The 13,347-nt window shown below is 39.4% G+C and carries 8 protein-coding genes; 4 read left to right on the top strand and 4 right to left on the bottom strand.

What is annotated here, in order from left to right; genetic code table 11:
• Window positions 1–21: 21 nt before the first annotated feature.
• Both AC4PL9_RS01195 and AC4PL9_RS01190 read right to left on the bottom strand, forming a co-directional pair.
• Window positions 22–1,413 (bottom strand): hypothetical protein, encoded by a 1,392-nt coding sequence (locus AC4PL9_RS01195; protein WP_491602972.1) that lies wholly within the window; start codon window positions 1,411–1,413, stop codon window positions 22–24.
• Window positions 1,414–1,438: 25 nt separating this feature from the next.
• Complete coding sequence (locus AC4PL9_RS01190) at window positions 1,439–2,338, bottom strand: EI24 domain-containing protein (RefSeq protein WP_491602971.1); 900 nt, start codon at window positions 2,336–2,338, stop codon at window positions 1,439–1,441.
• Between the two features lie 109 nt (window positions 2,339–2,447).
• On the opposite strand from AC4PL9_RS01190, the gene purB reads away from it, so the two are divergent.
• Complete coding sequence (gene purB, locus AC4PL9_RS01185; protein ID WP_491602970.1) at window positions 2,448–3,803, top strand: adenylosuccinate lyase; 1,356 nt, start codon at window positions 2,448–2,450, stop codon at window positions 3,801–3,803.
• A 68-nt stretch (window positions 3,804–3,871) separates the two neighbouring features.
• On the opposite strand, the gene AC4PL9_RS01180 is transcribed toward purB, so the two are convergent.
• Both AC4PL9_RS01180 and AC4PL9_RS01175 read right to left on the bottom strand, forming a co-directional pair.
• Window positions 3,872–4,630, bottom strand: coding sequence for a LytR/AlgR family response regulator transcription factor (locus AC4PL9_RS01180; protein WP_491602969.1), 759 nt, complete (start codon window positions 4,628–4,630; stop codon window positions 3,872–3,874).
• The gene (locus AC4PL9_RS01175; RefSeq protein ID WP_491602968.1) at window positions 4,618–7,473 is read right to left on the bottom strand and encodes a sensor histidine kinase; all 2,856 of its coding nucleotides are present in this window, start codon (window positions 7,471–7,473) and stop codon (window positions 4,618–4,620) included. The genes AC4PL9_RS01180 and AC4PL9_RS01175 overlap by 13 nt, the downstream gene beginning before the upstream one ends.
• A gap of 158 nt (window positions 7,474–7,631) precedes the next feature.
• Here AC4PL9_RS01175 and AC4PL9_RS01170 point away from each other — a divergent pair, with 158 nt between their 5' ends.
• The 3 genes from AC4PL9_RS01170 to AC4PL9_RS01160 all read left to right on the top strand — a co-directional run.
• The gene (locus AC4PL9_RS01170) at window positions 7,632–8,735 is read left to right on the top strand and encodes a hypothetical protein (RefSeq protein ID WP_491602967.1); all 1,104 of its coding nucleotides are present in this window, start codon (window positions 7,632–7,634) and stop codon (window positions 8,733–8,735) included.
• 16 nt (window positions 8,736–8,751) lie between these two features.
• The gene (locus AC4PL9_RS01165; RefSeq protein ID WP_491602966.1) at window positions 8,752–10,245 is read left to right on the top strand and encodes a T9SS type A sorting domain-containing protein; all 1,494 of its coding nucleotides are present in this window, start codon (window positions 8,752–8,754) and stop codon (window positions 10,243–10,245) included.
• 2 nt (window positions 10,246–10,247) lie between these two features.
• Window positions 10,248–13,347: choice-of-anchor Q domain-containing protein (locus tag AC4PL9_RS01160; protein WP_491602965.1), on the top strand; the 3,100-nt coding region annotated here is incomplete at its 3' end.

Below are 13,347 nucleotides of genomic sequence, written 5' to 3'. Positions count from 1 at the left end.
TTCGTTATATTTTATACTCTTTTACTTTTCTTCTTCTTCAGGAAACTCAAACTTAGGATAATCAAAGAATCCCATTTCTATACTGAAAAGGTTGTAACTTGACTTGGTATCAATCAGGATAATAGAAGCCATCACTCCTTTTCGCATTTCTGGATAATAACGGAAGTGTGTGTCATCATTTACCGAATTGATGCCGTACCCCAGATGATACGGTTTGGAGAACTTGCTCCCTTCCCGTTTCACAACGTACACATCATATCCTCCCATACCATTTAACCCGTCAGAAGAAAAGAATAAATATTGTCCGTCAGGCGTAACAAAAGGAGTCGTTTCTCTACCAGATGTATTGACATGTTTCCCCAGATTCACAGGTTTACTCCATTCATTCCCCTGCAATTCCGACATGTAAATATCAGTTCTTCCTTCTCCTCCCATTCGTTCGGAAACAAAAAACATCGTTCTTCCATCTGCTGTCAAAGTAGCTGCTCCGTCATAAAACGAAGTATTGATTGGTGCATCCAGCTTTTTAGGTGTACTCCAGTCTCCTTTATCACTTAATGTAGAAACAAAAATATCTGAGGATTGCGTTCTATTCTTGCGTTTCACATCAGGAACCATCGTATTATTGATTGTAAGATACATCGTCTTCCCATCCTGAGAGATATGAGATATAGCGTCAAAACCATCTGAGTTAATTCGCTTCAGTTCGTTCGTAACATCAACCCAAAGCCAACGCTCATCATCCCACTTTGCTTTAAAGATGTCCTCAAAGAATAACTGGTCATCCGGGTTCACCATTCCTCCGGTCGTATTCGGTCTGCGGGAGACAAAATACAAAGTATTACCATTATCCGTAATCACAGGAGAATAATCCTGAAAGCCACTGTTTACCTCTCCTGTGTACAAAATACGTTCATGAAGAGCTGTATCTTTCATTAGCTTTTCTGCCAACTGCACTTCTGAAATATTTCGTTTTACATTCAAATCATTCGAACGTGTTTTTGACATCAGAGAATCAGCCTCCCGGTAATACATCAAAGCCGAATCCAGCTCTACAGATCTGTGATAACATCTTGCAACGAGGTAACTCGCCTCCGGATCAACATTGTCTCTCAACCGGATCGCATCACGCGCATATTTTAACGAAATACCGTAGTTTTTAATATCATACTGACAAATCCCGATTCCATAAGCCGCCTTAGGCGATTGCGGATCTTTATTATACGCCTCCCGGTACTTTACCAAAGCCGCGCGGACATTTCCTTCATTATAAAACCTTCTTGCCTCTTCAATCAGAAAAGCAGCAGCAGTTTTATTTAGCAATGTAGTCGTAGTATCTCCCTGCGCAAGCAACTTTGATCCAAATGGGACAAAACTCACCAACAAAAAGATAAAGCTTATTTTTCTATTCATAAAACGTATATTTCAACCACCTAAGTTATAATTTATCTTCAAATACTGCGCCATTTTCAAGCTCGTTATTTTCATCGGTACTTTTTATAGCATATTCGTTATTACTGAGATCAACAGTTTGATTCATGGCAATTGTCGCAGCAATAATAGCCAGTACAGGAGCGGCAGATATTAAGATCCAAAATATAAAATTAATGACAAAATCAATAATTGTTTGCCACGGATAGCTATCAAAATCCTTAAAGTCCATCATTTCCCGAAAATCAAGCGGAAGCAAAAACAAAAGTGAATAGATACTACCGATCGCCATGGCAACTCCCCGGTGTTTTCGAATAAAATAGATACTCTGCTCAATATTTAACCTGCGTCGTTCATTGATATAGTCCAGGAAACTAAATCCATAGTAATAAAATCCGATCAGTAGCGGAAGTGAAAAGAAAAGTGCCGTTTTGATTCCTCCGTCCAAAAAAGAGGTCAGTCCAATAACGACTATCAAAAAGAAGTATTCCCACATCACATTTCTAAGTGCAATACGAACTCCTCTTTTTACATCTTTTACCGTTTGTTTAAAATTAAACGGGTATCGGTTTGCAGTAAGAATTTCCTCTATTCGTTCCGACACAAATGCAAACAAGGGCGACAAAAGAATAACTACAAGATACTTGGAAGATTTACTTACGACCGTCCCTACAATATCCAATGAATGCTGGCTAATCGCATACCAAACCATGTCATTCATCGTTCTTACCGTATCAATTGCAGGCGACTGTTGCTGATTCACAACCCACACCCCCAGGTAATGAATACCGATCATCAACATACAGGGGATCAGAAAATAAATATACAAACGATGATCTATCACCATCTGAATAGCTGAACCGTAGCTTTTATAGCCCAGAAATAAATGTCGGAAAAATCGTTTCATAGTAAATTCTGTTTCAAAAATAACCATAGATTTTTTCTTTTTGCGGAATCTGGAAAAGAAATCCTCAAAGTTTAAACAACTTTGTATCTTTGCGTTTTTGAAGTTTGCTATGGAACTAAATACATTAACAGCTATCTCTCCTATTGATGGAAGATACAGAAGAAAAGTAGAGGAGCTTGCTCCCTATTTTTCAGAATTCGGATTGATTCGTTATCGCGTATTGATCGAAATTGAATACCTGATTACACTTTCCACATCAGGAATAAGCCCTATGGCTGCTTTCCCGAAAGATAAATTTGAAGACTTACGTGCCATTTATCAAAATTTCACGGAGGAAGATGCGCTTGAAATCAAAACAACGGAAAGAACAACCAATCATGATGTAAAAGCTGTTGAGTATTTTGTTAAAGACAGACTCGAAAAAATGGGGCTGTCTCAGTATCTTGAGTTTGTTCATTTCGGATTGACTTCTCAGGATATTAACAATACATCTGTTCCTAAATCACTAAAAGATGCACTGACAGATGTCTATCTTCCTCTATTGGACAAGCTGCTCAACAAGTTGAGTGCGCTTAAAACAGAGTGGAAAGATGTCAGTATGCTTGCTAAAACGCACGGGCAACCTGCTTCTCCGACTCGTTTGGGTAAAGAACTACAGGTATTTGAAGAGCGTTTACAGATCCAAAAGAAGCAATTGGAAGCAGTTCCGTTTAGTGCAAAATTTGGTGGAGCAACCGGAAACCTGAATGCACACCATGTTGCATTTCCGGATCACGACTGGGTAGCATTCGCCAATCACTTCGTAAATGATGTTCTTGAACTTCAGAGAAGTCAAACGACAACACAAATTGAGCATTACGATAATTTGGCAGCCCTGTTTGATGTTCTAAAACGAATCAATACAATAATCCTTGATTTGGATCGCGATATGTGGACTTACATATCCATGGAATATTTCAAACAGAAATTAAAAGAAGGTGAAATCGGTTCTTCTGCTATGCCGCATAAAGTGAACCCAATTGATTTCGAAAATTCGGAAGGAAACCTGGGGCTGGCAAATGCCTTATACGAACACTTATCTGCAAAATTGCCGGTTTCCAGACTTCAACGGGACCTTACGGATTCGACTGTATTGAGAAATATTGGTGTTCCGATTGCCCATAGTGTACTGGCTATTCAGGCTACACTTACCGGATTAGACAAATTACTACTGAATCAATCGGCTTTTGAGAAAGACCTTGAAGACAATTGGGCAGTTGTAGCAGAAGCTATTCAGACAATTCTACGTAGAGAAGGATTCCCTAAACCCTATGAAGCCCTGAAAGGATTGACGCGTAAAAATGAAAAAACCACTCAGGAATCCGTTCATCAGTTTATTGACACGTTGAATGTGTCGGATGAAATTAAATCAGAATTGAAACAAATCACCCCACAGAATTACACAGGAATTCAACTGGTAAAATAACCCTTGTTATTTATTGAAAAATACTGAGAACAGGAGGATAAATCCTCCTGTTTTTTTGTTGGAGTAGTTTAGAAATTCATGGAAGCGTAAAAATCCATCAACCCGTCTTTCCGACTGATAGACAAAGGCACCAGGTCTTTATTGGTCAGCTCGATACAATTATTAACCATACGAATCGGAGAAGAGATATTCTGCAAATTGATCGCAAAGCTTCGATGGGTTCGGTAGATATAATTGGGTAATTCCTCCAAAATTTCTCTCAGTGGTTTCGAAGCTGTAATTCGCTCTTTTTCCATAACGATATGTGTATACATACCATCCGCTTCCAAATACAATATTGTATTGGTAGGAATGATGTAATCTTCTTTGTGCGTCCGAAGAAAGTATGTCTTATCTGAAGAAGGTTGTAAATTACTTTGGAGAACATCCAATTGTGATTTGGGAACACGACGCTTTTTTGTTCGCTTCTCTTGCAAACGACTAATTGTAGTAAAAAGTTCTTCCGGCTGAATTGGTTTGAGTAAATAATCAAAAGCCGAAAGTTTAATAGCGTCTATTGCATAATCACTGTATGCCGTAACAAATATGATTTCAAAATCAATAACCTCATCCATAAGATTCAGTATTTCCAGCCCTTTGTGATCCGGCATTTCAATATCCAAAAAGAGGATATCAATGTCTAACTCCATAATCATCGTAAGTCCGGTCAAAAGCCGGTCTGCCTCCCCTATTACATTAACGCTACTGTCTTCTCTTTGAAATAAGTATTTCAGTAGTTTTCGGGGGGCTTCTTCGTCGTCAATTATAAATGCGTTTAGTTGTTCCATGTAAAATAAAGTGTTACCGTTGTACCTTCTTCTTTTCCGGAAGTAATTGTAAGTTCAACCTGATAGCGCGAAGTTTTTTTCAATGCCTGTATTCTTTTCTTCATCGCTTCCAGTGCGAATGATTGATGTGTATCACTCTTCGTTTCAACCGTACTACCAATGCCGACACCATTATCCTTTATAGCAATGACAAATCCATCGGTTTCCCGTTTGATTTGCATATCAATCCGTTTTCCTTTTTTTTGTGCCGGAAACCCATGTTTTATTGAATTTTCGACAAACGGCTGAGTAATTAATGTCGGAATATTGATTTCATCAAAATAATCCTGATCGTCAATATCAATCACTAACTGAATCGGATCATTCAACCTTGAGTTTTCAAGCGAAACATAGTTCTTGATTAAAGTAATTTCATCATTCAGGGAGATAAATTCTTTTCCCGATTTATCCAGTACATTCCTGATTAGCGTGGCAAAATCACCAATATTTTTATATGCTTCATCCGCTTTTCCTTCAATTACTTTAGATTGAATGGCCGTCAATACATTAAAAATAAAATGAGGATTCATCTGGGAACGAATGGCCGTCAATTCGGCATTTAACACACGTGTTTCTAATTTTTGTTTTTGTAGTCGTTCCAAAGCTTTCCGGTTTGCTCTGCGAACAAAAAAACGCACCAGCAGAACAATCGTTATAAAGAGAACGAGCAGTACACCAAGAATAAACCAAAAAGTAAGGTAAAAAGGAGGTGTAATACGCACCGGAAAAGAATATACGCGACTCTCAACCCCATCTTCATTGGTCGCAAAAAACTCAATCGTGTATTTCCCTGGTGGTAAACGTTCCAGAAAAATCTCATGATTCGCTCCGCTGACCGGCTTCCAGTCTCCTGACAATTTCGGAACCCGATAAAACAGACGTGTTTCCCCCTGAGACCGGATAGTATTAGCGACTTCCACCTCAATCTTAATTGCGTTCTTTTCAAATTCAGAGGTATACACTCCTTTCTCCAATTGAAAACTTCCGTTCTTCACAAAAAAGCTCAATTGTGGTTGCACTCTGTTTTTAGCAAGAATACCCGGTAAAACAGAAACAGCATTGTCATGAACAAAATACATATTTCCGTTACCTTTATACATATAGCGTATATTATCCTTAAAAATCCCCTGTAAGCGATTTCTAAACAATGGAGAAGTTTGCGGTTTAGCAAGAGATAAAAATTTAGCTCCCTTTTTTCCATACAAAATGACCGTATCCCGCTCAGTCAGTAAAAAGCCATTCAACAGCTTTTCTTCATCTTCGTATATTTTTTCAAATGTATTCGCCCGGATATCATAACGAACCAATTGATTAAAATTTGCTATACAATAGAGCATTCCATCCGAATGCTGTTGCATACACCGGATGTTTGTAATAGGTTCTTCAGACTTTATTCTAACGGGTTTAACATATAAGGATCTGTCAATCTTATAAAGTCCCTTTTTACAGGACCACAAAAAAGTCCCGTCATTAAGTCCCGTCAAAGACAAACTCCATCCTTTGTCAGAAATTAACCCGGACTCCGGCTCATCTAACTGATACAAACCATCCCAGGTACCGATTAACGTCCATTCATTAGTGTGTGCGATCGTCTTAGTTGAGGTAAACATAACTCTCTTTTCAACATTCAGAGATTCGTAATCTACCACAAAAAGATCATCGGAATAAACGTAAAGCTTATTGTCCCACCGATTATACGAAAGCGTACTGACTTCACTCCGGTTACTGATTCGCAATGTATCTATTTGGTGATTTACGAGATCATGTCTCAACAAAAGTCCTGCATTTGTACCATGAATTAACCGGTTATTGATTTGTACAGAACTAATTATGGTCTCATCCTTCAGGTAATTAGAATAATCAATATGGTATGCTGTAATATCCGGAATGACAATAAGACCATGCGAAGAAGAGGATACCAGATAATTTCCTTCATGATCCTGGATAGCATGCGTTACCTGTACATTTTTGAGCAGACATAATTCATTTGCTCCCTTTCTATCAAACAGTCGTATTCCATTTACACCACACACAGCAATTCTATCGCCAAGTGCTGTTACGTAGGTGATTTTCCCCTCGTAACTCAGTGAAACGGGGTACGAAGATCGTTTTTGTACAACATCTTTCCCCCGATATACTGTTCGGTCATTCACACTAAAAAGAAATGTCTCTCCATTCAGCGAAAAAGGTATAGTTCTTGAAAGAGGTAAAACGTCTAATGGTATTGACTCCATCTCCCCGGATCTTAGGTTTAATAAGATAGTGTTACTCTTGGTTGTATTAAAAAACAGAGCGTAATTGTTCTTCCCTACTTGAAACAGGCTTATAATCAACAAGTCTGGTGTTTGAAGTAAACTGAACTTATTTCTATCCGGATCATACTTAAAAATCTTTCGTTTAGTAGTCAGATAAAAAGTGTCATTTAGCAGGAAAAACTGTGTGAGTTCACGCAATGAATCACTAATCGGATGGCGCAGTAACGAATCATTCTCCAGATAGTAAATGTCTCCATGAAAAGTATTTGCCCACAAGCGTCCCGTCTGATCATAAACAGAAGATGAAACCGACATCCCTTTCCCTCTTTTTTCAAAACTCTCAAAATACTTTCCATCAAAACGTTGCAATCCACTGTTATTAGAAACAAAAACCGTCCCATCCGGAAGTTGACTGATATTATAGCAGACATTGGAACCAATATCTGAATTCATCTCATTATATGTAAAATAGGTCAGCTGTTGAGAAAAAAATGAACTACTTAGAAGACATAGAAACTGACTCAGCAACAACAACATCTGTCGCTTCATACCTCTTCTATTTTTTGCAGTTTTCATAAGTCAGCACAAAGAAATACAGATTAATCCGATATAAAAATTCATTCAGAAGGAATTATTTGCTTTCAGAAACTTCTTCCCGATAATAGGAATAAACGGAAATAACTTTGCTCCTCATCAAACATCGTAACATGAACAAAATAGTAATCCTCATTCTTCCGATGCTCTTTTCTGCCACTTTCTCTAACGGGCAGTTTTCGGGCTTCAAACAAAAAGTAAAAGAACAGGTAAATAAGACCCCTGAAGAAAACCCGACGTCTAAATCAGGAAAAATGAAAGTGATTTCCGTTGAGGAATTCGCTGAAAACCTCTATTCAGATGAAGATCGATTATTAAAAACAGATCAGGGGCAAATGATCCTTAAAGGAACCTACAAGAAGGAGTATACAGACCGTATTAACTTCTCCGGTTTTTATTATTTAAACACCTTTGCGTACATCGAACCTTCCAATCACTTTAGTAGAGACACCACTAAAGCATTTTCAGGATTTTCGATCGAATATTCTCCTGAAGAACATACAATGCAAATTCACTGGGACAAAGCAACAGCAAACTACGCAATGGTTCCCGAGCATCACCACGCTTCTGCCGACAAAGGGAACGTATTGTTTCAGATGGGTATGCAGGGAGGCCCTGAAGCCTGGTACAATGCAATGTGTTTGGTCTTAGAACCCGGAGTTATCCTAATCGGGGCAAATGTATATCATAAAAACGATCAAATTGGTCACCAGTGGATGAACGATATTCAACCGGAGAGCTTTGTGATCGCGGCGCGAGATACAGCAAAATTCAATGAATATCAGGCCAACCCGGAGTACACCTCAAAAGTAGTTTTCGAAAAATTTGATGCACTACGTCGTGTCTGGCAACAACAAGAGATCGCGGAAGCCAAGCCTCTTCCTGCCGAAGGGATGAAAAACGCTACTCTCAAGCAAGAATCGCTCCAACTCATTAAACGTACAGCAGAGGGATATAAATGGAAAGAAACCGTTGAATACTCCTACGTAACTTCTACAGATTGGGAAATCAAAAAACATCCTCTTACCGGGGCTACTTTGAAGCGAATAGCAAAATGTATTGTTGTAATGAAAACGCCAAAAGGAGATTACAAACGTGAAGGTTTCTACATCGCTCAGGATTATATAGGAGGTGGAAACTTTGGAAAAACCTATATGCTATATAATGATCAGCGTATTTATTACGTGAACCCTGCTGATGCTCTAAAATATAAATAACTAAAACTCTGTACAGATGAAAAAGCTCTACACAACACTTACAGTCCTTTCTCTTTCTCTCTTATCATCCGCGCAAACTATTATATACGTTGATGATGATGCCAACGGAAGCAATGATGGTACTTCCTGGGCAAATGCCTATACGGATTTACACACAGCCTTAGGCAACAATACAGTTCCTAATGCTCAAATCTGGATCGCAGAAGGTTTCTACACGCGTGTTTCTAACTACCAAACCTTTACCATCGATGACAACGAGTCTCTTTTTGGTGGTTTTAACGGAACAGAAACCGATCTCAACCAACGTGATTACTTCACTAATGAGACCATCATTAGTGGCGATGTTGGCTGGAATGATCAGGGACCGGTTTCTGCTTCCAATAGTTATATGCAAGACAACGCCAAGAATATCATAACGATACATTCGGATGGAGAAGTTCAGATTGATGGTGTAATTCTTGAACATGCCTACAGTACTACAGCTGCCGGAGGTGCTATTTATGTTTCGGATGATAATCTCAAAGACTTAACCGTAAGTAATTGTATCATCCGGGATAACATATCAAAGAACAGAGCCGGAATTTCGTTCTATTCAAAGACACCGAATACTTCTTTCAAATTCTTCAACAACAGAGTTGAAAACAATATTAATGTAGGAAGTTACGCCTACACGATTGAATACAGAACTGTTGGTACTGCCGGTATTAACTCACAGGCGCATATTGTAAACAACTTATTCCGAAACAACTATTGTATGGAATTTTCTGCCGGAGGAAGTTGTGGGCGATTCACCAATTTAGTTCCGGGAACCATGGATATCTACTTTATAAACAATACAGTTATTGATAATCCACAGGGTTCTTCGCTGACAGCTCCTTTTGCGTATGAATTTGGTTCAAGTTATGCCGCAACTAACCTGACTATAGCCAACAATATTTTCTACGAAAATATAAATACCACCCAGAAAATGGCATTATCAATTGGAGCTGCGTCTCAACTAACAATAACAAGCGATTCGGATCAAAATGTTCAGGACTTCAGTGATCTGGAAGGCATCTCAAATACACACATTCTTTCGGCTTCACCATTCATTGATTACCCTAACAACAATTTATCTCCCGTTTCTGCTTATCAAACTACAGGTTCTGTTCAGGTATACTCCAATGACTACCCGACGATCGACTTAGCAGGGAATCCGCGCAAAACAGGTGCCGGGCAAATTGGTTTAGGAGCCTATCAGGCTGGTACAACCAACGGATTTTCCAAGATTGAAAAAGGAATAAATTTCTTGTGCTATCCCAATCCATTTACAGATGAGCTTACTATTGAAGCAGAAGATAACATTAGTAAAATAGTAGTGTACAATGCCATTGGTCAATCTGTAAAAGAAATAAACGAAATCACAGGAAACAAAACCAACATCGATACCTCAGACCTCAAAAAAGGAAGTTATATCCTTCGATTAACCTCTGAAAAACAAGAAGAAACAACCCTTAAACTCATCAAATAAACATGAAAAAAGTTTATCTATCTCTAGTAGGTTCACTACTGACCTTTGTCAGTTTCGAACAAACCGTCTTTGTGGATATTGACGCCACAGGAAATAATGACGGAACCAGTTGGACAAATGCGTATACCACACTCCAACAAGCTGAAGACAACGCTCCCTCCGGAGCTGAAATCTGGGTCGCTGAAGGAAACTATATTGGTGATCCTCTCAACAGAGCACAGCGCATTCTACTAATCAATGAATCACACAATTGGTACGGGGGATTCAATGGAACGGAAACAACCAAAGATCAAAGAAATCCTTTACTCCATGAAACAAGCATAAATGGTGACGCATTAGGCAACGGTCATGCTACAGCTGCTGACGTTACTGACAACTCATACAATCTGGTTCGTATTACTGCCGAAGCAGAAGTTCTGTTTGATGGATTTACCTTTAAAGAATCACATGGTAATGGTACTGCCGGTAATGACAGAGGAGGTGTATTTCAATTTGATGCGAATGCATTTGGAGGACACATGGCTCCCCAGCTTGATTTAGAAAATTGTAAGTTTGAATACAATTATGCCAATAATCAAGCACTATTTTCTGCGTTAGAAGCACCTGCAAGACAAGCTATCTACGAGATTCGTTTTAACCGCTGTCACTTTAATGAAAACAGGGGTTTCTATGATTTTATTAGCATTTCAGCACTATCTACACCTACAGGATACAATACTAAACAGGCTAAATTCACCAATTGTCTTTTTGCTAATAATATTGCAAATTCAGGTTATTTCCTTCAGGTAGACTATAACACGGTAAATGATGCAAGAATTGAGTTTATTAACAATACGATCTTAGGCAATGCCTCGAACAGCTACTTATTCCTTCTGACTGACAACGATTACAATGCCTCTTCCGGTTCATTCCTGCTTAAAAACAATATTATTGTGGACAATTCAGGTGTCCAGTTCCTAACTGCAGGTTTGGGTGATCTGAACGGATCAAATAATGTAGGACAAGGAACCGCATACGGAGCTAACAATGAACTTCCTGCTACTCTTTTTAATGATTACGCAAATCAGGATTATCACCTTGTAACCGGATCGCCAGCCATCGGTGTGGCAGACGCAGCTTCTCTTGCTTCTTCATACACATTGGATTTAGCAGGGCAACCCAGATTTATTGGTCAACTGGATGCCGGAGCGTATGAATTTGTCAACTGCGAATTAGGTCCGCTGGAAGTTACCGCTAATGGAATTGGAGAGCTAGCAGTCTCCTGGCAGAATTACAGCTTTATTGACAACAACTATACCGTGACAATCGTACCTACAGGTCAGCCTGTCGGAAACGGAACTCCAATCACAGGGATTACAGGAAATAATTATCTGTTTACCGGATTACTTACTGATGAAACGTACGACATTTATGTTGACTATTCCTGCGCCTCATTTGGCGGAACAACGGGGTCTTCAATGATTACGGGAACAACAATAAACCCAGTTTTTGTAGACTTAGATGCTACCGGATCAAATGATGGGTCTAGCTGGACAAATGCCTATACAAATCTGGAAGATGCAGTAACTTTATCTCCGGTAGGTTCTGAATTTTGGGTAGCAGAAGGCGTATACAGACACCCTGTGTCCGGAAACCGAAATTTGGCTGCATTACAAATTCATGGAAACAGTAAATTTTATGGTGGTTTTGACGGAACAGAAAGTAACCGCACAGCCAGAAACCCAAAACAAAATGAAACCCAGATTTCAGGTGATGTAAACGGAGATGATATTCCCGGTGACTACACAACCAATCGTGGAGACAACCTATACAGAACTGTATTAATCATCAACTCACAATCTGACTTTGTTCTTGACGGGTTTACGATTAGTGGCGGACATGCCAACGAAACCTCGGATCAAAAATTCTCACGCGGTGGAGCCGTTCAGGTTTGGATGACTTTAAACAACCAGACCATCAAAGGAAGTATCTCTAATTGTGTGATCAAAGACAACTATGCTGATGTAAGCTCATTATACTATGTGTTCCCGAGCTCCGGTACAGGGAGTGGACATAATGTGCAGGTTGACTTCACTTCGTGTGAAATTATAGAAAACGGAGCGCCGAACACTCTGGTATACTTCCGTTCCGATTTGAATTATGTAGAACAGTCCTCCATTCTCAACTCACTTATCGCTAAGCATACCACTCAGACAGAACTATTTCTATTCAACACAAGTAATGTGAGTAAACTGAAAGCAAAACTCATCAACAACACGATAGTAAAAAACACGGCAACTAATCAGATTTTCCGTCTGATTAATGCAGATAACTGTGGTATCTACAACAACATTCTCTACAACGAAAATGTCAACGCCGCCTCGGATGTATTAAGTATGACGCATGGATCAGTTCTTTCTGCCAATAACTTCGGAAAAACGACAGCTTTTGGAGCTACTGTTCTGAATGCAAACTCATTTGTTGATTATGCATCCGACAATTTCCGACTAAACGCAAGCTCTAACGCTGTAGACGGAGGTCAGAACACCTATTTCCCGGCTTCAATTTCGAAGGATCTAGAAGGAGTTGATCGCATTTACAACACAGTTATCGATGCCGGAGCCTATGAGTATCAAATCATTCCCGACCTTACTCCCCCTGTTCCAGTTACACAAAATATTACTGTCTACCTGAACGCATCAGGAACTATAACGGTAACACCTCAACAAGTTGATAATGGCTCCAATGATAACCAAACCGCATCAAACGATCTTACGCTCAGCCTTGATCAAACTTCTTTTGACTGTTCAAACCTAGGGAACAACACTGTTACCCTGACAGTCACTGACGAGTCAAATAACTCAGCAACTGCTACAGCCACTATAACGGTTATGGATAACCTCCCACCAACCGCCCATGTTAACAACCTTACTGTTACACTAGATGCTAGTGGAAATGCTACTATTACCACTGCACAAGTCGACAATGGATCTACGGACAACTGTGGTATTGCCTCTATGACGCTGGGAACAACATCTTTCGATTGTTCGAATATTGGAACCAATACCGTTTCGTTTACTGTTTTCGATCAGGAAGGCAACAATGCTACAGCCTACGCAACTG

The sequence above is a fragment of the Wandonia sp. genome (assembly GCF_984588085.1).
This window is presented reverse-complemented; position numbering and strand designations above follow the sequence as displayed.

Coding starts and splice junctions, on each gene's coding strand:
- AC4PL9_RS01170 (WP_491602967.1), top strand. CDS start 7,632: ATGAACAAAATAGTAATCCTCATTCTTCCGATGCTCTTTTCTGCCACT.
- AC4PL9_RS01165 (WP_491602966.1), top strand. CDS start 8,752: ATGAAAAAGCTCTACACAACACTTACAGTCCTTTCTCTTTCTCTCTTA.
- purB (WP_491602970.1), top strand. CDS start 2,448: ATGGAACTAAATACATTAACAGCTATCTCTCCTATTGATGGAAGATAC.
- AC4PL9_RS01195 (WP_491602972.1), bottom strand. CDS start 1,413: ATGAATAGAAAAATAAGCTTTATCTTTTTGTTGGTGAGTTTTGTCCCA.
- AC4PL9_RS01180 (WP_491602969.1), bottom strand. CDS start 4,630: ATGGAACAACTAAACGCATTTATAATTGACGACGAAGAAGCCCCCCGA.
- AC4PL9_RS01190 (WP_491602971.1), bottom strand. CDS start 2,338: ATGAAACGATTTTTCCGACATTTATTTCTGGGCTATAAAAGCTACGGT.
- AC4PL9_RS01175 (WP_491602968.1), bottom strand. CDS start 7,473: ATGAAGCGACAGATGTTGTTGTTGCTGAGTCAGTTTCTATGTCTTCTA.